Annotated in this window: 22 protein-coding genes and 6 pseudogenes; 16 read left to right on the top strand and 12 right to left on the bottom strand. The window is 69.8% G+C overall.

The window, feature by feature from the left end; all coding sequences use genetic code 11:
* Positions 1-11: 11 nt before the first annotated feature.
* The 6 genes and pseudogenes from LHJ74_RS02570 to LHJ74_RS02545 all read left to right on the top strand — a co-directional run.
* On the top strand, positions 12-332 hold the full coding sequence (locus LHJ74_RS02570; protein ID WP_260215754.1) for an L-rhamnose mutarotase: 321 nt from the start codon (positions 12-14) through the stop codon (positions 330-332).
* A 10-nt stretch (positions 333-342) separates the two neighbouring features.
* On the top strand, positions 343-1,794 hold the full coding sequence (locus tag LHJ74_RS02565) for a BNR repeat-containing protein (protein WP_260215753.1): 1,452 nt from the start codon (positions 343-345) through the stop codon (positions 1,792-1,794).
* 18 nt (positions 1,795-1,812) lie between these two features.
* Complete coding sequence (locus LHJ74_RS02560) at positions 1,813-3,291, top strand: L-fucose/L-arabinose isomerase family protein (RefSeq protein ID WP_260215752.1); 1,479 nt, start codon at positions 1,813-1,815, stop codon at positions 3,289-3,291.
* Positions 3,291-4,346 carry a LacI family DNA-binding transcriptional regulator gene (locus tag LHJ74_RS02555; protein ID WP_260215750.1) on the top strand — a complete coding sequence of 352 codons (1,056 nt, stop codon included), beginning with the start codon at positions 3,291-3,293 and terminating at the stop codon, positions 4,344-4,346. Before LHJ74_RS02560 ends, LHJ74_RS02555 begins: the two co-directional genes overlap by 1 nt.
* A gap of 184 nt (positions 4,347-4,530) precedes the next feature.
* Positions 4,531-5,211 (top strand): O-methyltransferase, encoded by a 681-nt coding sequence (locus LHJ74_RS02550; RefSeq protein WP_260215945.1) that lies wholly within the window; start codon positions 4,531-4,533, stop codon positions 5,209-5,211.
* 118 nt (positions 5,212-5,329) lie between these two features.
* Positions 5,330-5,529 (top strand): annotated as a pseudogene (locus LHJ74_RS02545) (GNAT family N-acetyltransferase); the annotation flags it as partial.
* A gap of 11 nt (positions 5,530-5,540) precedes the next feature.
* Here LHJ74_RS02545 and LHJ74_RS02540 read toward each other — a convergent pair.
* Entirely contained in the window at positions 5,541-6,389 is an 849-nt protein-coding gene (locus tag LHJ74_RS02540; protein ID WP_260215749.1) for a hypothetical protein, read from the bottom strand.
* A complete protein-coding gene (locus LHJ74_RS02535; RefSeq protein WP_260215748.1) occupies positions 6,386-7,186 on the bottom strand; it encodes a MerR family transcriptional regulator in 801 nt (266 codons plus the stop codon). Before LHJ74_RS02535 ends, LHJ74_RS02540 begins: the two co-directional genes overlap by 4 nt.
* A gap of 83 nt (positions 7,187-7,269) precedes the next feature.
* On the opposite strand from LHJ74_RS02535, the gene LHJ74_RS02530 reads away from it, so the two are divergent.
* A complete protein-coding gene (locus LHJ74_RS02530) occupies positions 7,270-7,884 on the top strand; it encodes a DUF1707 SHOCT-like domain-containing protein (RefSeq protein WP_260215747.1) in 615 nt (204 codons plus the stop codon).
* 170 nt (positions 7,885-8,054) lie between these two features.
* Here LHJ74_RS02530 and LHJ74_RS02525 read toward each other — a convergent pair.
* Positions 8,055-8,378 (bottom strand): annotated as a pseudogene (locus tag LHJ74_RS02525) (sigma factor); the annotation flags it as partial.
* A gap of 226 nt (positions 8,379-8,604) precedes the next feature.
* Between LHJ74_RS02525 and LHJ74_RS02520 the strand changes: the two are divergent.
* Entirely contained in the window at positions 8,605-9,222 is a 618-nt protein-coding gene (locus LHJ74_RS02520) for an LUD domain-containing protein (protein WP_260215746.1), read from the top strand.
* A gap of 144 nt (positions 9,223-9,366) precedes the next feature.
* Here the strand turns inward: LHJ74_RS02520 and LHJ74_RS02515 are convergent, their stop codons facing one another.
* Positions 9,367-9,789, bottom strand: a complete 423-nt coding sequence (locus tag LHJ74_RS02515; RefSeq protein ID WP_260215745.1) for a MarR family winged helix-turn-helix transcriptional regulator — start codon at positions 9,787-9,789, stop codon at positions 9,367-9,369.
* A gap of 172 nt (positions 9,790-9,961) precedes the next feature.
* Between LHJ74_RS02515 and eno the strand changes: the two genes are divergently transcribed.
* Positions 9,962-11,239 carry a phosphopyruvate hydratase gene (eno, locus tag LHJ74_RS02510; protein ID WP_260215744.1) on the top strand — a complete coding sequence of 426 codons (1,278 nt, stop codon included), beginning with the start codon at positions 9,962-9,964 and terminating at the stop codon, positions 11,237-11,239.
* Positions 11,240-11,525: 286 nt separating this feature from the next.
* Here eno and LHJ74_RS02505 read toward each other — a convergent pair whose 3' ends face one another.
* From LHJ74_RS02505 to LHJ74_RS02495, 3 genes are read right to left on the bottom strand one after another with little or no spacing between them, the layout of a single operon-like run.
* Positions 11,526-12,767 (bottom strand): RNA polymerase sigma factor, encoded by a 1,242-nt coding sequence (locus LHJ74_RS02505; protein WP_260215743.1) that lies wholly within the window; start codon positions 12,765-12,767, stop codon positions 11,526-11,528.
* An 18-nt stretch (positions 12,768-12,785) separates the two neighbouring features.
* A complete protein-coding gene (locus LHJ74_RS02500; protein ID WP_260215944.1) occupies positions 12,786-13,178 on the bottom strand; it encodes a YciI family protein in 393 nt (130 codons plus the stop codon).
* A gap of 48 nt (positions 13,179-13,226) precedes the next feature.
* Positions 13,227-13,373 carry a hypothetical protein gene (locus tag LHJ74_RS02495; protein ID WP_260215742.1) on the bottom strand — a complete coding sequence of 49 codons (147 nt, stop codon included), beginning with the start codon at positions 13,371-13,373 and terminating at the stop codon, positions 13,227-13,229.
* A 26-nt stretch (positions 13,374-13,399) separates the two neighbouring features.
* Between LHJ74_RS02495 and LHJ74_RS02490 the strand changes: the two are divergent.
* From LHJ74_RS02490 to LHJ74_RS02475, 5 genes and pseudogenes are all read left to right on the top strand, one after another.
* Positions 13,400-13,591, top strand: a pseudogene (locus LHJ74_RS02490) (hypothetical protein); the annotation flags it as partial.
* A 172-nt stretch (positions 13,592-13,763) separates the two neighbouring features.
* A pseudogene (locus LHJ74_RS02485) lies at positions 13,764-13,901 on the top strand (TetR/AcrR family transcriptional regulator); the annotation flags it as partial.
* 161 nt (positions 13,902-14,062) lie between these two features.
* Positions 14,063-14,554: pseudogene (locus LHJ74_RS34325) on the top strand (RICIN domain-containing protein); the annotation flags it as partial.
* Positions 14,460-15,676 (top strand): annotated as a pseudogene (locus LHJ74_RS02480) (hypothetical protein). The pseudogenes LHJ74_RS34325 and LHJ74_RS02480, both read left to right, overlap by 95 nt.
* A gap of 254 nt (positions 15,677-15,930) precedes the next feature.
* Complete coding sequence (locus LHJ74_RS02475) at positions 15,931-16,338, top strand: RidA family protein (protein WP_260215740.1); 408 nt, start codon at positions 15,931-15,933, stop codon at positions 16,336-16,338.
* 35 nt (positions 16,339-16,373) lie between these two features.
* On the opposite strand, the gene LHJ74_RS02470 is transcribed toward LHJ74_RS02475, so the two are convergent.
* Complete coding sequence (locus tag LHJ74_RS02470; RefSeq protein WP_260215739.1) at positions 16,374-16,754, bottom strand: winged helix-turn-helix transcriptional regulator; 381 nt, start codon at positions 16,752-16,754, stop codon at positions 16,374-16,376.
* Positions 16,755-16,853: 99 nt separating this feature from the next.
* The gene (locus tag LHJ74_RS02465) at positions 16,854-17,735 is read right to left on the bottom strand and encodes an SDR family oxidoreductase (protein ID WP_260215738.1); all 882 of its coding nucleotides are present in this window, start codon (positions 17,733-17,735) and stop codon (positions 16,854-16,856) included.
* A gap of 100 nt (positions 17,736-17,835) precedes the next feature.
* Here LHJ74_RS02465 and LHJ74_RS02460 point away from each other — a divergent pair, with 100 nt between their 5' ends.
* Positions 17,836-18,414: a TetR/AcrR family transcriptional regulator gene (locus tag LHJ74_RS02460; protein ID WP_260215737.1), complete on the top strand. Its 579-nt coding sequence runs from the start codon at positions 17,836-17,838 to the stop codon at positions 18,412-18,414.
* 12 nt (positions 18,415-18,426) lie between these two features.
* Here the strand turns inward: LHJ74_RS02460 and LHJ74_RS02455 are convergent, their stop codons facing one another.
* The gene (locus LHJ74_RS02455; protein ID WP_260215736.1) at positions 18,427-19,314 is read right to left on the bottom strand and encodes a LysR family transcriptional regulator; all 888 of its coding nucleotides are present in this window, start codon (positions 19,312-19,314) and stop codon (positions 18,427-18,429) included.
* Between the two features lie 77 nt (positions 19,315-19,391).
* Between LHJ74_RS02455 and LHJ74_RS02450 the strand changes: the two genes are divergently transcribed.
* Positions 19,392-20,111: a CTP synthase C-terminal region-related (seleno)protein gene (locus LHJ74_RS02450; RefSeq protein WP_260215735.1), complete on the top strand. Its 720-nt coding sequence runs from the start codon at positions 19,392-19,394 to the stop codon at positions 20,109-20,111.
* Positions 20,112-20,142: 31 nt separating this feature from the next.
* Here the strand turns inward: LHJ74_RS02450 and LHJ74_RS02445 are convergent, their stop codons facing one another.
* Positions 20,143-21,267, bottom strand: coding sequence for an amidinotransferase (locus tag LHJ74_RS02445; protein ID WP_260215734.1), 1,125 nt, complete (start codon positions 21,265-21,267; stop codon positions 20,143-20,145).
* 280 nt (positions 21,268-21,547) lie between these two features.
* Complete coding sequence (locus tag LHJ74_RS02440; protein WP_260215733.1) at positions 21,548-23,014, bottom strand: hypothetical protein; 1,467 nt, start codon at positions 23,012-23,014, stop codon at positions 21,548-21,550.
* Positions 23,015-23,019 lie beyond the last annotated feature (5 nt).

Here is a 23,019-nt window from a genome sequence, read left to right as displayed (position 1 = left end):
CGGGAGAAAAGGTGCGGCGCGTCTGCTTTCTGCTGAAGGTGCGAACAGACCGGCTCGAGGAGTACCGCGAGCGGCACGCCGACGTGTGGCCCGAGATGCGCGCGGCACTTGCCGAATCCGGCTGGCGCAACTACTCGCTCTTCCTGCGCGAGGACGGCCTGCTCGTCGGCTACCTGGAGACCGAGGACTTCGCCGCCGCCCAGGCCGCGATGGCCGCCACCGGAGTCAACGCCCGCTGGCAGGCCCAGATGGCGGACTACTTCGAGGCCCTGGACGGCGCCCAGCCCGACGAGGCGATGCGCCCACTGACCGAAGTCTTCCACCTCGACTAGGAATCACCTGATGAGACTCCCCACCGCCGTGCTGGCTGTCGGAGCACTCCTCGCCACCACCGCGGCGCTCCCCGCGGGCGCGGTCCGGGCCGGCACCGGCCCGGCCGCCGCCCCCGGGCCCTTTGTCGAGAAACTGGCCGACACCCGGCTGGACGACGAGGCCCTCTACTTCGTCTCCTATGACGGCCTCGTCAACAACAACTCCTTCCAGAAGAACGGAGTACTCACCCACCAGGGCTACCAGTACGCCGCCTGGTACACCGCCGACCGCAGCGCCGTCATCGGCCGGAGGAAGCTGGAGTCTGCCGCGAGAGACAGCCGGTGGCAGACCGTCAAGCTGGGCCACCGGCTCAAGTCCGACGACTCGCACAACGTCATCTCGATGGGCGTCTCCAAGGCAGACGGCCGGATGCACATCCTGATGGACGCGCACAGCGACAGCCTCTTCTACGTGAAGTCCGCCGCCGGGCTGATGAACGACCCCGGCGGCCACGACTGGACGGCCGCCGGCTTCGGGCCCGTACAGACCACGCTCGACGGCCTCAACCTCACCGACCAGTTCACCTACCCCCAGTTCGTCGCCACCCCCGAAGGCGCGCTCCAGCTCAGCTACCGGGTGGGCATCTCCGGAAACGGGCGCAACGCCCTGGCCGAATACGACGGCGACACCTGGAGCGTGCTCGGCGAGTGGTCCAGCTCGTCGGGCACCTACACGACCCGGCACGGCTCCAGCGACCGCCGCAACATGTACCTCCACGGCATCGACTACGACACCGACGGCACCCTGCACGCCTTCTACACCTGGCGCGAGGGGAACGGCGCCGTGATGTGCGCACCGGGCGGGCTCAGCAACCACGACACCGGCTATGTGCACTCCACCGACCGCGGCCGCACCTGGCGCAACGCCGAGGGCACCGTGATCGGCACCACCGGCGGCAGCGATCTCGTCGCGGTCGGCGACCCCGGCACCGTCGCCGACCCGCTGGGGCCCGACCACTCGCTGATGAACCAGGAGACCCAGGCCACCGACTCGGCGAACCGTCCGCACGCCCTCGTCAGCTACGTCCCCGGGCGCTTCGGGCAGTGCACCACCGACTACGTCCGGGACAGGACAGCCGACGGCCGCGTCTTCCACCTCCACAAGGACGACGAGGGCAACTGGCACAAGACCGAGATCGACGTCCCGCTCGACTCCACCCAGCGCACCAAGCTCGCCTTCGACGCCTACGACAACGCGTACGCGATCATGCCCTACGGCCGGATCGTCGCCGCCTCCCGCGCGTCGGGCTGGACCGACTGGAAGACCCTCTACAACGGCCGCGAACTGAACGCCTTCGGCGAGATCGTCCTCGACGAGACCCGGCTCGCCCAGGACGGAGTGCTGTCGTTCATGTACCAGCGCCGCTCCAGCGGCACGACACCCTCGCCCATCCGCGTCATCGACTTCGCCCTGCCCCGGTAAGAGAGGAGACTGCTCACCATGACCACCACGACCACCACGACGACACGCACGCCGAGCACGGCACGCGCCCCGGGCATCCCACGCACCCCGGCGGTCGCCCGCAAGCCGAGGATCGGCCTGGTCGCGGGCGGACTCGGCGCCTACTGGCCGCAGTTCCCCGACCTGCTGCCGCAGCTCGAACGGTCCGCCGTCCGGGTCGCCGAGCGCGTGCGGGAGTTCGACGCCGAGGTCATCGACGTCGGCTTCATCTCGGACGCCGAGGAAGGCGCCGCCGCGGCGGCGAGGCTGCGCGAGGCCGACTGCGACCTCATCGTCGGCTTCCTCACCACCTACATGACCGCCACCATGCTGGTGCCCATCGCCCAGCGCAGCGACGCCCCGGTGCTGCTCGTCAACCTCCAGCCCACCGAGGCGATGGACCACGCCGCCTTTGACACCGGCCAGTGGCTCGCCTACTGCGGCGCCTGCCCGCTGCCGGAGATGGCGAACGCGTTCGAACGAGTGGGAGTCGACTTCCGCTCCGTCTCCGGACACCTCGAGGACGAGCGGGCCTGGCAGCGCATCGGCAGGTGGATACGGGCGGCGGGCGTGCGCTCCGTGCTCCGCAACGGCCGCCACGGCCTGATGGGGCACCTCTACCCCGGCATGTACGACGTCTCCACCGACCTCACCATGGTCCCCGGCAGCTTCGGCGGACACGTCGAGGTCCTGGAGTTCGACGACCTGCGCACGCGCGTCGAGCAGGTCACCGAGGAGGAGACGGCCGCCAAGCTCGCCGAGACCCGTGAGACCTTCGCGGTCGACGGCTCGGTCATCGACGAGGATCTCCGGTGGGCCGCCACGGTCGCGGCCGGACTCGACCGGCTCGTCGCCGACTTCGACCTCGACTCGCTCGCCTACTACCACCGCGGGCTGGACGGCGAGATCCACGAACGCCTCGGCGCCGGCATGATCCTCGGCTCCTCACTGCTCACCGCCCGCGGCATCCCCGCGGCCGGCGAATTCGAGCTGCGCACCTCACTCGCCATGCTCATCTGCGACCGGCTGGGCGCCGGCGGCTCCTTCACCGAACTGCAGGCGCTCAACTTCCGGGACGGCGTCGTCGAGATGGGGCACGACGGCCCAGGACACCTGGCGATCAGCGAGAACAAGCCGCTGCTGCGCGGCCTCGGCGTCTACCACGGCAAGCGCGGCTGGGGCGTCTCGGTGGAGTTCGACGTCAAGCACGGCCCGGTGACACTGGTCGGCGTCGGCCAGACCCGCGACGGCCGCTACCGGCTGATCGCGGCCGAGGGAGAGGTCGTCGGCGGGCCGCTGCTGTCGATCGGAAACACCACCTCCCGAGTCGACTTCGGCGCCGACCCCGGCGAGTGGACCGACGCCTGGAGCGCCAGCGGCATCGGCCACCACTGGGCTCTGGCCACCGGACGGCTGCTGCCCGAGCTGCGGGCGCTTGCCGGCCTCAGCGGACTGGAGCTGGTCGAGGTCACCGCTTGATGGCCGGATCGGTAGGTATCAAGGAGGTCGCCCAGCAGGCCGGAGTGTCGGTGGGCACGGTCTCCAACGTCATCAACCGGCCGGAGAACGTCTCCGAGCAGACCCGGGTACGCGTCCTGGCCGTCATAGAACGGCTCGGCTACGTCCGCAGCGAGTCGGCGCGGCAGCTGCGGGCGGGCCAGAGCCGGATCATCTCCCTGCTGGTACTGGACATGGCCAACCCGTTCTTCGTCGATGTCGCCTCCGGCGCGGAGCGGGCGGCGCGCGAGGCGGGCCTCTGGGTGATGCTGTGCAACAGCGCGCAGAGCCCGGGGGAGGAGGCCGGATACCTCTCACTCTTCGCTGAGCAGCGGGTACGGGGTGTACTCGTCACCCCCGTCGACGGGAGCGGCCGCGAGCTCGCCGACTTCCGCCGCCGTGGCACCCCCGTCGTCTTCGTCGACCGGGCGCAGCCCAGCGAGGAGGGCTGCTCGGTCTCCGTCGACGACGTGATGGGCGGCGGCCTGGCAGTCCGCCACCTGCTGGAACAAGGACACCGGGACATCGCGTACATCAGCGGCCCCATGCGGCTGACCCAGTGCCAGGACCGGTACACCGGAGCGCTGGGGATGATCGAGAGGTGGGGCCTGCCGAGATCCAGGCTCCGTCATATCGAGACCGGCGGGCTGGAGGACACCGCGGGTCGGGACGCGGAGGCCGGACGCGACGCGGCCGCACGGCTGCTGGGCATGTCACCACGGCCGACGGCCGTGTTCTGCGCCAACGACCTGCTGGCTCTCGGAGTGCTCCAGGTGCTCTACGGGGCGGGCGTCTCGGTGCCGGAGGAGATCGCCCTGGTGGGCTACGACGACATCGAGTTCGCCTCGGCGGCCGCGGTGCCGCTGACCTCGGTGCGCCAGCCCGCCCAGCGGATGGGCCGTATCGCCGCCGAACTCCTCATGGAGGAGACCGGCGACGCGGCCCGGCACCACCGGCACCAGCAGATCGTCCTCCGACCCGAACTCGTCGTCCGCGGCTCCAGCGTCAGCGGGGGCCCGAAGGAGCGGGGGATGTGACGGTTCGCAGCCACCGTGGCACGCACTGCGTGCAGTGCGTGCCCGTACCTGCCCCGGGTGGCCACGTCGGCGGGCGCCGGGTGATCCTGGAGTCGTCATCCACCCGGCGCTGACGCGCGAAGGGACCGTGCCTGTGAACCACACCAACACCAACATCAACACCAACGCCGGGGCCGGGGCCGGCATGCAGCCCCGCCACCTGGCAGGCGCGACGAAGACCGTGCCGATGACGCCCGAGGTGTACGACTATCTGCTGGAGCAGGCCACGCCCCCGAGCGCCGTGCAGGCCCAGCTCATAGAGCGCACCAGGTCCCTCGGCGGTGGTGTGGCCGGAATGCAGGTCCCGCACGAGCAAGCCGCCTTCCTGACCTTCCTCACCAGCATCGTCCGGCCGGGCCTCATCCTCGAAGTCGGCACCTTCACGGGGTACTCGACGCTGGCGTTCGCGCTCGGGCTGCCCACCGGCGGCAGAGTGATCACCTGCGACGTCTCCGAGGAGTGGACCTCCGTCGCCCGCGACGCCTGGCAGGAGGCCGGAGTCGCCGACCGCATCGAACTCCGGCTCGGCCCGGCGGCCGAGACGCTGCGCGGCCTGCCCGCGGACCCGGTGATCGACATGGTGTTCCTGGACGCGGACAAACCCGGCTACGAGACCTACTGGGAACTGCTCGTTCCGCTGGTCCGCCCCGGTGGTCTGCTCCTCGCGGACAACGTGCTGTACCGAGGAGAGGCGGCAGACGCCGGAGCGGAGGGCAACGCGCGCGCCATCCGGTCCTTCAACGAACGGGTCCGCGCGGACAGCCGCGTCGAATCCGTGATGCTGCCCCTCGCCGACGGCCTCACCCTCGCCCGCAGAATCGGATGAGCGTGCGGAGGCTTCGCCGGGGCTGGTGCTGTGGCGGTGGACGTTCCCGGACGCCACGTCGGTGAGGGCCGCGTTCGCGGATCCCCTCATGCGCGGGCAGGCAGGGGGCGCCTCCCGGGCCTGTCGCGCTCTCGCCCGCTGGTGCTTCGACGAGGCGGGCCTGTTCCGCCTGGAGTTGGGGCACCGGGTGAACAACGCGGCCTCATGCGGCGTGGCTTGTGCCGCGGGCTTCGCCGTCGAGGCCCGGAACGGCAGAAGCTCGAACACGACGGCGTGCGTTACGACGTCGAGCGCCACGCCCGCCTGGCGACGGACGTGGAGCCGCCGCCTCACGTCCCGTCGAAAGCCGCGCGTGCACGGAGTTCCGCGACAGCGGATGCCGGGTCCTCGGCGTAGTAGCGGAAGGTGCGGGCCTGCGCGGGCTTCCCCAGCGGCCGGGTGTAGGAGACCGGCTCCGTCAGTTGCACGGTGACCGTCGTCTGGGCGCCCACGGCGAGGTCCGCACCGCCGTCCTCGTCCACGGCTGCCAGCCGGCTCTCGGGGAAGCGGCGTTCGACGCGGGCGGAGGCTATGTGCTCAGCGGGGATGCGGATGTCGAGCAGCACTCCGTAACGCAGCCACAGCGCGCCGTCGGCGCCGATGACGTGCGGGCGTACGACGCAGGAGGCATGCAGGGCGATGATGAAGTACACGCCCCAGACGTCGAGAACGAGGACGATCGCGTGCACCACGGGCCAGGGGATCAGATAGGCGAGGGCCACCGTCTCCACGACGCAGACGAAGAGGAAGCCGTACCTCACAGCCGCCTGCCCTGAGGCATACGCCACCGCCGTGTCGCCCTCGCGCACGCCGTGCGGCCCGTGCCGCGTGATCCAGCGCAGAAAGCTGGTCGAGAGCCTCAACTCGTGGGCGATGAGCCTGCGTACAGAAACGGGCACCGAGTCCGCGACGGCAGCGAGGACGGCCTGGCGCCAGCCCATGCCGCCGCGCCGGTGGTGGTGACAGTCCAGCGCCAGCAGCGTGGCCGAGGCCACCATGACGACGAGTACCGCCAGTTCCACGGCGATGCGCGCCGCCGGTGCCATGCCTGCCCCGGACACCAGGCAGACCACCAGCACCAGTTCGCCGGGCACCACGGCGGCGAACGACCACCGCACCGCCTTGCGCAGCGCCTTCATCGCGTCCGCTCCTGCAACAGCTGGATGGCGCGGCGTATCGCCGCGGCCTGTGCCGGCGCGAAGTCCGCGAAGAACGCCGCTTCGAAACCGGCACCCGCCGCCTCCGGCTCCTGGCCGCTTGGCGCAGTCATCGCCTCGAGCACCCCCTCCGGCATGCTGCGGACGATTGCACGGGCTGTGGTCTCCACCCGAGGATCATCCTCAGACGCCCCCGCCAGCTCGTCGAGCTGGGTGTAGACGGCGTACGCCCGCGTGATGGCCTCCGGATCGGACCTCAGCGCGTGCATCATGCCGTCGAGCCAGCCGCGGTCACCGCCCGGGGAGCCGGTCTCCAGCAGCGCCAGCAGTTCGCGCTCCTTGACCGCCATCGCGGGCTCCGGCCCGGGGAGCCGGGCCGAGGTACGTTCCATGTCGTCGAACAGCGCGGCGAGCGCGGGAGAAACCGGCGCCTCGGCGGACAGCGTGCCGCCTTCATCGGTCTGCCGCAGCAGCTGCGCCAGGCGGGCGCGTCGCTCCCGGACGGACTCCTCCTGGCGTGCCAGATCCGCGTCGAGTTCGGTGAGTACCTCGGCCAGATCCTTGCCGACGTCCTCGGCGAGGACATCGCGGACCTCGTCCAGACTCAGCCCCAACTCCGTGAGGCGGCGGATGCGGGCGAGCTCGACGGCATCGCGCAGCGAGTACTCACGGTAGCCGTTGGGTTGCCGTGGGGGCTCGGGCAGCAGGCCGATGCGATGGTAGTGCCGCACGGCGCGTGTCGTGATGCCGGCCACGCCGGCGAGTTCTCCGATCCGCATGGCACCAGTAGAGACCTTGTCGCAGCGACAAGGTCAAGCGCAGTCCGGGCCACCCGGCCCGCCGGCCGCTTATCCTTGTGGCCATGACTGCCCATCCTTCGGAGCCATCTCCGCGCCCTGCTCCTTCGGGAGAGCTCCGCGCCTCTCATGACGACCGGGAAGCGGTGGTGGAGCAGTTGCGCGATGCGGCAGCCGAGGGGCGAATCGATCTCGATGAGCTGGATACGCGCCTGGAGCAGGCGCTGAAGTCCAAGACTCACGCCGAACTGGCCGTCCTGACCGCCGACTTGCCGAGGCTGCATAGCTCTGAGAGCCGGCCGCCGCTGGTGCTCAAGGGCGGCATGCATGGCGCTTCGCGAGGTCCCGGGCGCTGGGAGGTTCCCGGGCACGTGGTCGCTCGCGGAGGCATGGGCGGCGTCAAGGTCGACTTCACCCGGGTTCAGTGCCGCCTCACCGAGGTCGCAGTCGAGGCGTACGGGGAGATGGCTGGTGTCACGATCGTCATCCCCGACGCCTGGGCCGCAGACACCAGCGGCATGGATCCCGGCGTAGGCGGCTTTACGGACAAGACCACTCCCGACCGGCTCCCGGGAACTCCACTGATCCGGCTCACCGGGTCCGCCGGAATGGCGGGAGTAGTCATCCGCCACCCCAGCCGCTGGGAGCGGCGCAAGCTGCGCAGCAATCCGGCGCACTGAACTCGCCTTCGCGGCCCAGGCGACGTCGAACGCGAACACCGTCACGGTGACGCCGCCTTGCTGAGCCACCAGACCGGGCTGACCGTTGACCGTACGTTCCAGGCACGTCATGCCGCCGGGCCTCCGGCGGGCGAGTTCGATCCAGGCGTGCGCGATCTGCTCGCCGCCTTCGACTCGTCGAGGGTGACCCGGTCGGCCGGGTCACCGGTGGTGCCGTCCGGCCGCCCGGTGCTCCACTCCGCAGGTTCGGGCAGTGGCTCGGGGATCCATTCGCCCACGTAGGTCACGCGCCGGGCTCGGGCGGAGCCGAGCCAGTTGCGGCAGATGCGGCTGGCGACCGTCGTCAGCCGGGCGCCGGGGGACTCGATGACGTCCCGCTGCCCCAGGCGCATGGCGTACCAGCGGGCGTAGGCCTCTTGGACGGAGTCCTCGGCCTCGGCCAGAGAACCCAGGAGCCGGTAGGCGGTGTTGATCAGCTGAAGCCGCTCGCTCATGATCACGTCCAGGCCCGGATCGGGCCGGCCGTGTCCTGGGCCCGGATCGGGTGGTCATGGTGCCGACGGCTCCCTTGGTCGCATCTGTCCTCACCAGTTCGAAAAGACAGCGCACCGGAACGTGAGGCCGGTGCGTCACCTCACATTCGGAGGGGCTGTGTTGTCGAACTGGTGAGACGAACACGTCACCCAGCGAACAGGAAGCTCAGACCTCATGACTAGCCCGATGCCGGTAACACCGTTCGCCGACCCGGCGCCCGCACTGCGCCTGGAGCGGGCGGCCACTGCGCTGACCGTGCACGGTTTCACCGTGGAGATCCTCGACGACGTGGCCGCCGCGCGTACCCGCATCGCAGAGCTGATACCGGAGGGCGCCAGCGTGTTCACCGGGTCCAGCGAGACGCTCCGTCTGTCCGGCATCGATGAGGACATCAACGCCGGCGGACGGTACCAGGCCATCAAGCCACGAGTCCTGGCCATGGACCGCGTCACCGGCGCCGACGACATCCGGCGGCTGCTCGCCAGCCCCGACGTCATCGTGGGCAGCGTCGCCGCCCTCACCGAAACCGGCTCCCTCGTCATCGCCTCGGGCAGCGGAAGCCAGCTGCCCGGCTACGCCGGCGGCGCCGCCCGCGCGATCTGGATCGTCGGGGCGCAGAAGGTGGTGCCCGACCTGGACACCGCGCTGCGGCGCGTCGAAGACCACTGCCTCCCGCTGGAAACCGCCCGCACGCAGGAAGCCCACGGGTGGCCCAGCGTCATCAACCGCCTTCTCATCCTCAACGCGGAACACCGCCCTGGACGCGGCACCGTTCTGCTGCTCCGCGAAGCCATCGGATTCTGACAGCGGCGGGGCTGGTGCTCGGCGACCCCTGCATGAACGCCCGATCGGGGAAGTCACCGCCGAGGAGACGCGTCGGCGGGCTGCGTATGAGGCGCGATCGCGTGCGAACAGTTCGCCCGTGGTCGGCTCGGCCGCCGAGAGACCCTAGCGCGCCGCGAGCCTCTCCACCAGCCCGATCCCGCGTGCCAGCAACTCCCGCTCCTCGCCCGTCAATTCCGCCTCGATCGCCCGCGCAAGCCAATCCGCCCTGCGCCCCCGCTCCTCCTCCAGTAGCGCCTGCCCCGCAGAGGAGAGCTCGACCAGGCTCTTGCGGCCGTCGGTCGGATGTGCCCGGCGCGTGATCAGCCCCTGCTCCATGAGCAGTCCGACGGCTCGGGCCATGGACTGCGGGCGTACCCGCTGATCGGCCGCCAGTTCGCTGGTGGTCATCGCACCGCTGCGGTCCAGCGCACCGAGGACGGCCACCTGACCGAGCGGCATCTGGTCCTCGAGCTTCACGCGCCGCGTGAGCTTTCCCATCGCGGTGCGCAGTTCGGCCGCGACGGCGGCGGATTCCGGAAGGGGCATACCGAACTTTAACGCAGCACAGCGCTGCACAGCAGAACTGCGCAGCATCACTGAACAGCCAAACTAAACAGCACAACTGGACAGCATTGCTGTAGAGTGTTCTGCGCCGGGTCCAGCGCCACCGTCGCCGCAGCCGAACCCCGGCACGCATGCGACAACGGGAAGGGTTCCCATGACCGCCATCACCTCCGTCACCGGCCGCCGCATCCTCGACAGCAGGGGCAACCCCACCGTCGAAGTGGACGTGGAACTGGCGGACGGCTCCATCGGCCGGGCCGCAGTCCCCTCCGGCGCTTCGACCGGCGCCCGCGAGGCCGTCGAGCTCCGCGACGGCGACCCGGCCCGCTGGCACGGCAAGGGCGTCGACCACGCGGTACGCCACGTCAACACGGAGCTGGCAGCCGCCGTCACCGGCCGCGAGGCCGAAGACCAGGCCGGCCTCGACGCCACCCTCGTCGCCACGGACGGCACCCCCGCCAAGTCCAGGCTCGGCGCCAACGCGATCCTCGGAGTCTCCCTGGCCACCGCCAAGGCCGCAGCCGCCGCCCACCGCCTGCCGCTCTACCGCTACCTCGGCGGCTCCGACGCCCGGCTGCTGCCCGTACCGATGATGAACATCGTCAACGGGGGTGCGCACGCCGACAATCCCCTGGACTTCCAGGAGTTCATGATCGCCCCGATCGGCGCGGAGACCTTCGCCGAGGCCGTGCGGATGGGGTCCGAGATCTTCCACACCCTGCGCCGCGACCTCCTCGCCGCCGGGCACTCCACGGGCGTGGGCGACGAGGGCGGCTTCGCACCCGCCCTGCGCACCGCCGAGGAGGCCCTCGACTTCGTGATGACCGCCGTCGAGCGCACGGGTTACCGGCCGGGCACGGACGTCGGCCTGGTCATGGACCCGGCGTCGTCCGAGTTCTTCCGCGAAGGCGTCTACGACTACACCGGGGAAGGAGTACGGCGCACACCCGCCGAACACGCCGACTATTTGGTCAAGCTGATCGACGCCTACCCCATCGTGTCGATCGAGGACCCGATGGCCGAGGACGACCTGCCAGGGTGGCGGGACCTGACCGCACGGGTCGGTGCGGGCTGCCAGCTCACCGGTGACGACGTGTTCTGCACGAACGAGACCCTCCTGCGAGAGGGCATCGGCTCCGGCGTCGCCAACTCGGTCCTGGTGAAGGTCAACCAGATCGGCACCCTGACGGAGTCCCTGGCCACCGTCAACGCCGCCCACCGGGCGGGCTACACCGTCGTCATGTCGCACCGCTCGGGAGAGACGGAGGACACGACGATCGCGGACCTGGCGGTGGCCACGGGTTGCGGCCAGATCAAGACCGGATCACTGTCCCGCTCCGACCGCACCGCCAAGTACAACCAACTCACCCGCATCGAGGAGCAGTTGGGCGACAGCGCCCAGTACGCGGGCGCGGCAGCGCTGCGCCGCTAGGGTCTCTCGTCTGGATCTTGCTGGGCCGCCGCGAGGCGGGTGTTACCCCTTCTCGGGTGGGCGATGTGCCCCCGGCGGTGCGCGTGCGCACCGCCGGGGCTGCCTGAGAGGAATGGGGCCGGGACGGTGCGAGCCCCCAGAGCGAGCAGCGGCAGCCCCTCGCCTCGGCCAGGAGCGTGTCCCGGTAACCGGCTGTGACTGCTTCAGTTGGCGAGAGAGCGCTTCGCGTGGCGGGTGCCGTGCTCAGTGACGTTCCTGGCCTGCGCGCCGCGTCTTGTGTCGGGGCCTACGTGGGCGGGGCGGCGAGCTGGGCGGCGCGGATGGTGAGGTAGTGCCGTTCCGGCAGGCTGGTCGTACGGTTTGCGGCTGCGCGGTAGCTCTCGATCGCGGCCTGAAGATCGCCGGCCATCTCCAGGAGGTGGGCCCTGGCGGCGTACAGGTGATGGTGCTCCGCCAGGCGTCCGTCGGACTCCAGGACCCTCAGCATGTCGAGGCCGGCGGCCGGGCCGTGCACCATGGCGGCAGCGACGGCGCGGTTGAGCGAGACCAGGGGATTGGGCGACATGTGTTCCAGCACTCCGTACAGCGCGAGGATCTGGGGCCAGTCGGTCTCCTCGACCGTCGCCGCCTCGTCGTGAACTGCGGCTACCGCCGCTTGGATCTGGTAGGGGCCGACGGGGCCCGTGGCCAAGGCTTCGGTGACAAGCGCGACTCCCTGGGCGATCGCCTTCTCGTCCCACAGACTGCGGTCCTGTTCGGCCAGCTGGATGAGCTCGCCGCCCGGGCCTGTGCGCGCCGGGCTCCGGGCGTCGGTGAGCAGCATCAGCGCGAGCAGCCCGGTCACCTCGTTGTCGTCGGGAAGTATCTGGTGCACTGCCCTGGCCAGCCGGATCGCTTCCCGTGAGAGCTCGGGGCGCAGCAGGTCGGGGCCGCTGCTGGTGGTGGAGCCCTCGGTGAAGATGAGGTACAGGACGTGCAATGCCGCGTCGAGTCGAGGCGCCCAGTCCTCACGGTCCGGCATGCCGAAGGGGATTCCGGAGGCCTTGATGCGCTGCTTGGCCCGGCTGATCCGCTGCGCCATGGTCGTCTCGGGCACGAGGAAGGCGCGGGCGATCTCGGCTGTGGTCAGACCTCCCACCGAGCGCAGGGTCAATGCGATTGCCGCCGCCGGCGACAACGCGGGGTGGCAGCACATGAGCAGCAGGACGAGGGTGTCGTCCCGCCCGGCGGGGTCCTGTGCGTCCGCCGCGGGCGCGGACTGCCGGTCGGCCGACATCCGCCTGGCTGCGAGATCTTCGCGGCGGCGCCTGGCCTGCTCGCTGCGCACCTGCTCGGTCATGCGGCGGCTTGCGACCTGGATCAGCCATCCTCGCGGATTGCGGGGCACTCCCTCGTTCGGCCATTGGGTCGCTGCTGCCAGCAGCGCCTCCTGGACCGCGTCCTCGGCGGCGTCGAAGTCGCCGAAACGCCGGGTGAGCACGCCGACGACCTGCGGCGCCAGCTCGCGCAGCAGGTCGTCGGCGTTCATGTCCGCGTCAGCCAGTGTTCACATCTCCCCGGGCGGTGCCGACATCACCTGGCGCACCTCGATAGGCATGTTCAGCGGGTTCCCGCCGGGGCCGGGTGCGGCCGAGACGGACGCGGCGATCTCCACCGCACGCTCGGGCTCGTCACAGTCGACGATCCAGTAGCCGGCCAGGAACTCCTTGGTCTCAGGGTAGGGGCCCTCGGTGACCACGGGCACGCCGCCGCCGTGGGAGCGGACGATCCTGGCCGTCTCCGGCATCGCCAGACCCTGGGCGTCGACCAGTTCCCCGGCTTCGCCGAGCTTCCTGTTGGTGTCCTTCATGAACGCGATATGCGCCTTGAGCTCCTCCGCGCTCCAGGTCCCGATCTCCGGGAAGTCAGCTGTCTGCTCGCTGAACTGCATCAGCAGCATGTACTTCACGACCTGCTCCTCACATTCGTGCGCTCCTGTCAGGCGCTCTCACTGATAGGTAGAAGCACGCGCGACGATTTCGACATCCCCGAGCAAGGACCTGCGAAATTTCTCGGAAGTGCGGTTCAGGCGCACGCCGACCAGTGGAACGATCGCCACTTTGCTCCGCGCCCGCGTGTGTTCCTGGTCCTTCATGCCGATGATCAGGTTATGCGCGGTGGGATGGGCTGTTCGAGGACCACCTGGCCCGGTTTGTCGCCGACCTGGTGGACGAAGTGCTGGACCTCGGGCCTGTTGGCCGACTACGCCGAGAAGCGCGGCTTTGCGCCCTGCGACCCCAGCTCACGGTGCGGCTGTTGATCCACGGCTACTTCCGTTCCACCTCGCGGTTCCGCCGCCGGGAGTTGAGCGCGGCCTTCACCGAGAGGCGGTACGGCATGCCGCCGTCAAAGAGGAGGATCTTGTGACCTCCTCCGAGAGACCGCATGTTGCTCACGGCGCGCTCGGCGCCGTGTACGTGGCCAGCTCCACGAGGAGGTTCAGTTCGTTGGCGTCCGGGTGCGTCATCACGTCGTCCAGCCAGGGCACCTCGCCGCCGTCGCTGCGGACGGCCACCACCCGGAACTCGCCGAAGCCCTCTCCGTCCCCGGACGCCTCGTCACCCCCGAAGCCACCTTCACCCGCTTCCTCAACCGCCTGGTCGACGGCCTCGACACCTTTTGACCGCCCGCCGCGCAGTGGTTGTCCTGGGCATGACCAAACTGATATCTTGCCGGGTCATGGGAGCGCTCCCAACCGCGCTGCACGCGGCCTTGGAGTGAAACGATTCATCGCGTGTCGGCCGGGCTTCCCGAGATTCCCTGTCTCAGTGAGAAGGAGCCGCCATGCCTTTCCGAAGAGTGCGCAGCCTGCGAGTGCTGTTCGCCGCCCTGCTGGTCAGCGTGCTGGCCGGGGTGTCCCTCGTCGCCCTGCCCGCACCCCGCGCGCACGCCGCGGCCATCGACACCAGTGCCTGGTACGTGCTGACCAACCAGCACAGCGGCAAGGCACTCGACGTGTACAACCTGGGCACCCACGACGGGGCCGAGATCGTTCAGTGGCCCAGGAACGACGGTGCCTGGCAGCAGTGGCAGTTCGTCAGCTCCGGCGACGGGTACTACCGCCTCAGATCACGGCACAGCGGAAAGGTGCTCGACATCGCGGGCTGGTCTACCGAGGACGGTGCGAACGTCTATCAGTGGACGGACAGCAACTCGCCCAACCAGCAGTTCGCCGTCACCGATTCCGGCAACGGCAACATCCAGCTCATCAACCGCCACAGCGGCAAGGCACTCGAGGTCTGGGAGTGGTCCACCGACGACGGTGCGCGGGTCTCGCAGTACTCGGACCTCGACGGCGCCAATCAGCAATGGGCCCTCACCCCGGTCGGCTCCGGCGGCGGCAGCGAAGAGTGCGGCAGCGGGTCCTACCAGGCGGAGGCCGAGCTGAACGGCGGCACCTGGACGGCCCGCAACGGCGGCAGCACCGTCTACACCGGCGGTAACATGCGGGACGCGATGCAGGCGGCGGTCAGCAGCCTCACGCCGAACCGCACGTCCATGGAGCGCGTGGTGGTACGCGGCTCCGGCTCGATGAGTGCTGGCACCCGTGTCTCGCTGGCGAGCTACACCGGGATCGATGTGTGCGGCACGATCAACGTCACGGGCTCCGGCTCCGGTGACCAAGCGCCGATATACGCCCGCGGGGCCTCGAACATCGAGGTGGGCCATCTGAGGCTGACCGGCGGCCCGCTGTACGGGATCTTCATGCGCAACGTCAGCAACGTGGTGCTCGGCCAGATCGACATGCGGCTGTCCGGCGGCCTGGGCATCCGGATCGACAACCACGGCGACCGTTCGCAGCCTTCCCGCAACATCCGCATCGACGACGTGTACGTCTCCGGCGCGGGCAACCACGGCGTGGAGACCTACGGCGTGGACGGGCTCAACGTCGGCACGGTCACGACCCGCGACGTCGGTTACTCCGGGCTGCTGCTCAACGACACGGTCAACGCCGACATCGGCAAGGTAGACGCGGCCAACACCGGGAGCGGCACCGGATACGCGGCGTTCCGCATGGCCAACGGGAACGGCCGCGTCGGGAGCAGCTACCCGACGAACATCCACGTCGGCGAGGTGGTCGCGAGCGGCGGCGGACGCGGGGTGTTCTGCGTCTCCCAGAGCGGCGGCGCGGTCATCGACCGGGTGACGCTCACCAACACCGGCAACAACGCGATCCTGATCGAGAACTGCTACAACGTGACCATCGCCGGGCAGGGCGGCACGATCAGCGGAGGCGGCGAGGTACGGCTCGCGGCCCGCTCGGAGTTCGAGAACAACCGGGACATCACCCTGCAGAACCTCACGCTGAACGACACCTCGCTGCGGGAAAGCCCCTGCGGCACCAACATCACCTACCGGAACCTCACCCTGAACAACACGAGCCGCTCCACCTGTTGAGCCGCCCGGTCCGTTGAAAGGTGTGGACCAGCTGAAATCCACGGCACCTGAACTGCCAGACACTGGGGAGTGTTTGAGAAGTCCCGCCTGTCTCGCCCTCCGGACGGCCGGCGCTACTTCTCAATCACGCCTTAGGTCACCATAAGGTTCCCCAGTCACGAAAAAGTGCGTTCTTCCATGTCAGCGGCCACTCTCTTACGGTTTCTGAGTAACCACAAGAGACCGATGAGCCGCTCTCACGAGAAGGAGTCAGCATGGCCGTCACCCTGGTGAACCCCGAAGGACTGCCGAAGATCGACGTCTACCGGCAGGTGTCCGTCTCGACCGGGTCGAAGCTGGTCCACATCGCCGGGCAGGTCGCCTGGGATGCGGAGGGGGTCACGGTCGGCGAAGGTGACCTCGCTGTCCAGGTCGAGCAGTGCTATGTCAACGTCGGCACCGCCCTGGCCGGAGTGGGGGCCTCCTTCGATGACGTGGCGAAACTGACCGCGTATGTCGTCGACTTGACCCCCGACAAGATGCCTCTGTTCCTGGAAGGGATCGCCGCGGCGGCCGCGAAGCTGGGGGCCACCCCGGTCCCGCCTGCCACTCTGCTGGGCGTTGCCGCACTCGCCGTACCCGGTCATCTGGTCGAGGTCGACGCCACCGCGGTTCTCGACTGAGACCCCGGAGTCGGGCAGCGGGCCGGCAGCACCCGTCAGGCGTCGAAGCGGTCGCGGGAGGACTCGATGTGCCCGAGGTACTGGCGGGTCCAGCCGCACATGCCGTCGACGGTGGCCCGCAGAGCCTGGCCCGCCTCGGTGAGGGTGTACTCGACCCGCGGCGGCACGGTGGGGTGCACGTCCCGCTCGACCAGGCCGTTGCGCTCCAGCATGCGCAGGTTCTGGGTGAGCATCTTGTGGCTGATGCCCTCGACTTCGTCCCGCAGTTCGCTGAAGCGCAGGGTGCGTTCGCCGAGGAACTCGATGATCAGGAACGCCCACTTGTTGGCGACGTCCGCGAAGATCTCGCGCGCCAGGGAGTCCGCGCGCGCCAGGTCTGCGTCCTCGGGCAGGCCGCTGAACTGCTTGGTCCCCATCAGGCTCTCCCCAGTCAAGGAAAGGTGCGTTCTTCCACGTCACTCTCACTCTCCTGCAGTGCCTGAGTAACCACTAGAGAGTACAGGGAGTGCCGGGTTTCAGCGGGTGAACGCGACCGATGCTGCGAGGTCCTTCTGTGCTTCGAGTGCGGCGAGGCGTTCGGTGAGTGCGGCGTGGACGGCGTCATAGGTGTCGGCGCCCAGAGCGAGGCGCAGGGGCGGGGCCGGTCGGCGGGTGGTGTCGTAGACGGCGGCGGCGAGTGCGGCCGGGTCGACGGTGAGGGCGCTGTCGTCGGCGGCCTCCAGCCAGTGCCGCATCTCTCCGACGGCGTTGTCCCGGTAGGCGGCTGATTCGATGGTGTAGCGCAGGGCGGAGGTGAAGCCGGTGCGGGTGGCGCCCGGCTCGACCAGGGTGAAGTGGATGCCGAAGCCGGAGACTTCACGGCTGACGCCCTCCGTGAAGCCCTCCAGCCCCCACTTGCCCGCGTGATAGGCGCTGAAGACGGGGGAGCCGACCTGGCCGCCCATGCTGGAGATCTGGATGACGCGGCCGCCGCCCTGCTCGCGCATCGGCTTCAGGAAGGCCCGGGTGATCAGCATCGGAGCGAGCAGGAGGGTCTCCACCTGGTCGCGGATCTGCTCGACGGTCATCTCCTCGGTGGCGCCCACCAGGCCGTACCCGGCGTTGTTGACGAGGATGTCGACTGGCCCGGAGGCGAGGGTGCGGGCGGTCACCTCGTCGATGTCCGCCGACCGGGTGACGTCGAGGGTCTCGACGGTCAGGCGCTCGCCGTACGCGGCGCGCAGGTCGTCCAGGGCGCCGGGGCGACGGACCGTCGCGGTGACGCGGTCGCCCTGCTGAAGGGCGTGTTCGGTGAGGTGGCGTCCCAGGCCGCCGGAGGCTCCGGTGATGAACCAGCGACGTACGGCCTTGTCGGCGGGGGTGGGCAGAGCCGAAGTGGGCAGAGCCGGAGTGGGCATAGGGGTGTCCTCGGATAGAGTGATTCCGGAATGCGTTCCGCTTAAGCAGTTAACCGGAACGCATTCCGGAATGCAACAGGAGGCCGCCGAGGGAGCCCGTATGCCCGCAACACCGCGCCGGACCAGGAGCGATGCGCTGCAGAACCGGGAACGCCTGCTGGAGGTCGCCGCGCAGGTCTTCGCCGAGCAGGGCCTGGACACCGCTCCGGCCGCCATCGCCAAGCAGGCGGGGGTCGGCGTCGGCACGCTCTACCGCCACTTCCCGACCCGTGAGGCCCTGATCGACGCCGCCTACCGGCGCCGGCTCACCCTCGTATGCGAAAAGGCGGCCGAACTCCTCCCCGGGCACACGGCCGCCGAGGCCACCCGGGCGTGGATGGAACACTTCCTCGACTACGCGACGGCCAAGAGCGGCATGTCCGAGGCCCTCAACACGGTCATCGCCTCCGGAGTCGACCCGTACGCAGACAGCCGCACCCTCCTCGTCGATGCCGTCTCGACCCTCCTGGAGGCCGGTGCACGGGACGGGAGCCTGCGAGGGGACATCACTCCGGAGGACGTGCTGCTCTTCATGGGCGGCATCGCCCTGTCCGCCGGTCAGTACGCCACCCGGGAGCAGGCCGGCCGGCTCGTCGCCCTCCTCATGGACGCCCTGACCAAGGGCTCGGCCGCGGGCTGAGCCCAGGCATGCTCACTGCGAGGGCCGCAGGATGTCGGAGAGTTCGGCGGCTGGGCCGGTGGAGGAGCGGGGCTGGAGGACTTCGACGCGATGCACGATCCGGGGTACGGAGATCGGCACGGCGGCGACGCCCGGGACGTGGCGGGCCGCAGGCAGGGCTGCTGTGGTGAGCCCGCCTCCGGCGGCTACCAGAGTGCCGAGCCCCCTCATGTCGCCTCCGGCATAGGCGAGTTGATGTCCGAAGCCGTCGGTTTGGGCGGCGGCCCGCAGGTGGCTCAGAGGTACGGCGGCGTCCGGGGCTTCGATCCAGCGGGCGGCGGCCAGGTCGGCGAGCCGCAGTGCGGGCCGTCCGGCGAGCGGGTGGGTGGCGGGCAGCAGTACCGCGAGCGGCTCCTGGGCGATGGCGAACGCGGTGAGGGGCCCGGCGTCGGGCAGCGGCAGCGGATCGCTGGGTGCCGCCGCGCCGTCGACCAGGGCGAGATCGGCCGTTCCGGTCAGCACCGCCTCCACCGCCTCGCCGCGGCCGCAGGTCCGTACCGAGACGGCGAGCCGCGGGGACGTGGTGCGGAGGCGGACCACCGCGTGCGCGACGGCGGGCGTCAGCGCACCGGGCGTGCAGGCCAGCGTGAGCCGTCCGGGGTGCACCTGTCGCAGCCTCGCGATGTCGGCGCGGGCTGCGTCCAGGCGGAGCAGCAGCGGACGGGCGTGCTCCAGCAGTCGTACGCCCGCCTCGGTCGGGGCTACCGGGCGGCGGGTGACCAGCGGGGTGTCCAGGTCGGCCTCGAGGGCGGCGATGTGCTGCGAGACGGCGGACTGGGTGTACCCGAGAGCCCGCGCCGCGAGGGAGAAGGACCTGTGATCGACCACCGAGACGAACGTGCGGAGTTGCTGCGGATCCATGAGCATCAGTATTGCTGATACTGGATGCAGAGATCATCGTTGGACGCGATGCGGCAGGCTGGCTCAGGATGGTCGGCATGACCCATACCGCCCGCATCGCCCTCGTCGGCGACCGCTCGCCCCACGTCCGGTCCCATATGCGCGTTCCGGGATTGCTTGACGCGCTGCGCGAGCGCGACGGCCTGGATCTGGATGCCTACTGGATTCCCACCGAAGAGGCGACGGACGTCACGGCACTCGCCGCGTTCGACGCGGTCTGGGTGCTGCCCGGCAGCCCCTACCGCAGCGAGGCCGGGGCCCTCGCGGCCATCCGCACCGCCCGCGAGCACCGCATCCCCTTTCTCGGCACCTGCGCCGGCTTCCAGCATGTCCTGCTCGAATACGCCCGCAACGTGTGCGGTCTGGCGACGGTGGAGCATGCAGAGAACACGCCGGACACCCCGGCCAAGGACGCGGTGGTGGTGCCGCTCGCCTGTTCCCTGGTCGGCCACGAGGGCACGATCGAGCTGGCCGCGGGCTCTCGGGCCGAACGGCTCATCGGCGCCGAGCAGTCCGTCGAGCGTTACCACTGCAACTACGGTGCCAACCCATACCACGTGGACTTTCTCCGCGCCCGCGGGATGCGCTTCACCGGTACCGATGCGGAGGGCGAAGTGCGCGTCGCGGAGCTGCCCGGCCACCCGTTCTTCCTCGCCACCCTCTTCCAGCCCGAGCTCGCTGACGACGGCAGCCGCCCGCATCCCCTCATCCGAGGCCTCGCGGCGGCGGCGGTCATGCACGCAGGGCTGACGGCATGACCGGCCCCTCAGGGCTGTCACTTCGGTCCGGTCAGGGGAAATACGATTCGAGGGTGCCGCGGCGGCGGATATCGAGGGTTGCGCAGTGGAAGGAACCGGCGAAGGGGGCGTAGTGCAGCAGGTCGCAGGGGATCGGCTCGAAACCCCACTTTTCGAGCGCGCGCAGCATGGCGGTGTGGTGCCGTTCCGCGATCACCCGTTTGCCGTCGATCATGAGGATGTTCAGGCTGAGCCACCTGCCGCACATCGAGGTGATCTTCAGTAGACGCTCATTGATCGGATCGGGCTCGGGGGCGATCAGGACGTCCCATGAATTCAGCACGTCGGGCAGGCGGTCGACGTCGATGTATTCGGGATTCACCAGCACCTTGCCGGGCGAGAGCACGAGGAACGTCGTGTCGATGTGCATGGGCGTCCGGCAGCGGCTCTCGATCTCGTGAATGCGATAGCCCGGTCCGAGATGCCGGCGCAACCACTCGATGCCCATCTGGTTCGTGACGTTGCTCCGCGTGACGAACAGATCCCGGCCCGCGCGCACGAAATCCGCCGCATCGAACACGGGCTCGAACTCGGTGAGGATGTAGCGCATGGCTTCGCCGGCTTTTGGGGGACGGAAATTCGCCTTGAACAGCGCGTCCGTGAGCTGCGGCTTCGGCGCCGACGTCCAGCGCGCGCCACGTCGGAAGTAGTCCTTGAGGAGCGCGCGATAGGAGTGGGTCTCGAAATACCGGCACGGCCAGGCCATCGGCGTCTCGATGATCTCGTCACCGACCACGAGCATGCTGTCCCGCGGGCAGGTGTTGCCGAATCCGCGCGACGACCAGTCCGGGGTGCGGAAACGTCGCTTGTGGTCGACTGCTTCGGGGCGCGTGACCGTGATGCCGAGAGACTCCAGGAGAGTGATGAACTGATCGAGTTCCTGCTGTGCGGGCTCGATCAACATGCGCGGATATCTGAAGCCGGCGGCAATCCCCTGCAATCGCGCCGCCCACGGCGGGACATTGCACGTCACGGCCGGATGGCTGGAAGGAATCGTCGCGCCGTCGAGACGCCCGACGACCACCTCTTCCAGTGGATCCCATTCGTTGTGCGAACTGACCGGCGAGACGAGAGGTTCCGGAGCGCTTTCGGTCGCGGTCGACGGCGTCGGCATCATGCGTGCTCCACAGCACGCGCGGGGAGAGCCTCGCCTGCCCCCGCCGTCAGAATGCCGGGCCCTCGCACCACCGTCATGCTCACCCGCTTCCGCTCGCGGAGACCAGTGGCTCACTCTACCGAAATCCTCAATTCAAGGCCGCTCGGTGAGGGCCGTCCGTGTGCGGTGCACGCAGGCACCCGCACGCGCCCCCGGCCCCCGGCTGTGACGTGCAGGCGTCACAGCCGGGGGCCGGGGGCCGGGGGCCGGCCGGGCGCGGGGCCGGGGCCTCAGGCCGCCGTCACCGTGTGATGACGGACCGGAAGGCGTCCCGGACGCCGGACTTGGCGGTGGAGACGAACTGGTCGCCCGGCCCCAGGTCCGCCGTGCCGTAGTACTCGTAGCGCAGGACGCTCGGGCAGCTTCCGCCGCTGATCTGCACCTCGCGCGGGTCGAGGCGCTTTCCGGTGCGCAGCTCGTAGACCTTCAGCGGGATCTTGACCTTGTAGAAGGTCACTTGGTGGGGGAGGAACTCGGACCGGTCGTTCTCGTAGTCGCACGTCTCGACGGCGGCTCCGTTCTTCGCCGTGTCCGCGCAGACCACGAGCGCCGCCTTGGCCGGGTCCTCGGTACGCCAGTCGCCGGGGAGCTTGCCGGTGTACTCGCTGTCGCCGAGGAACAGTGCGCGGTTCTCCCCCTTGCGGTACTTCGGGGCGCCGCTGTACTGGGCGGGCGCGTCGCAGTAGCCGGACGACGCGTCGACAGCGGAGTCGACAAGACCGCGTACGTTGTCCAGCTCGATGGCCAAGGTCGCCTTCTTCACACCGCTCCGTGCCTCGCCGGTGCGCGCGTCGTCCGGGTGCTCGTCGAGCAGGTGCTGGTAGTGCGTTCGCGCCTTCTTCCAGGAGTCCTCGTCCATCAGCTCGTCGCCGCATCCCATCAGCGCTGCGGGTTCCGTACGGGTCGCGGTGTCGGCGGACTGGTCCAGTACGTCGCGGGTGGGCTTGCGGTCGCGGAGCCAGTCGGTGATCTCGGCGGTCTTGCAGGAGTCCTCGGTGGGCAGGCCGTCGAGGAAGCCGTCCAGGACCGTCTCGACGGTCTTCTCGTTGCCGGGTTTCTCCAGCACGCCGGCGAGGATGCCGAAGCCCTGCCTCAGGTCGTCGGCGCTCCCGCTCCGTCCGGCGGTCAGCCTGGCCGCGGCCCGCTCCAGCCGGTGGCACGCCTCCACCACCGCGTCGCCCGGCGCGACCACCGGTGCGCCCGCCAGACGGTGGCCGAACCACACCTCGTCCTGCGCGGCCACGGCCGTCTCGCAGTCGCCGCCCTCGCGGGCCTCGTTCACCCGGTCCTCGATCCCGTACGCGTCGACACGCAGCAGCGCGGCGGCCAGCAGCACCGCGACCGTGACGGCGAGCGCGCCCGCCCGCTGCCCGCGCCGTACGGCATGCTCCGCGCGCCCGCGTGCCAGGAACCAGCCGGCGGCGATGCCGGACACCCACCACAGGAGCAGCACGACCTCCCACCAGGCAGTGGCGTCCGAGGCGCTGAAGCTGAGGAGCATGCCCGTGCAGAGCGCGGCGAGCGCGGCCAGCCGCCACTGGCCCAGCAGCAGATAGCCGATGCCGAGCAGTGAGGCGTTGCCGAGGGCCGCCGCCAGCGGGTCGGACGGGGGCGGGTCGGGCAGGCCCGGGTCCCCGTGCGGCTCGGGAGGCTCCGGCGGCTCGCCGGGCGGCTGGTACGGGTCGTGTTCGTGGATCGGGTAGTCCATGGGTG

Source organism: Streptomyces gossypii, from assembly GCF_025165795.1.
Classification (GTDB): Bacteria; Actinomycetota; Actinomycetes; order Streptomycetales; family Streptomycetaceae; genus Streptomyces; species Streptomyces gossypii.
Note: the sequence above shows the minus strand (reverse complement) of the source record. Positions and strands in the feature narration are given on the sequence as shown.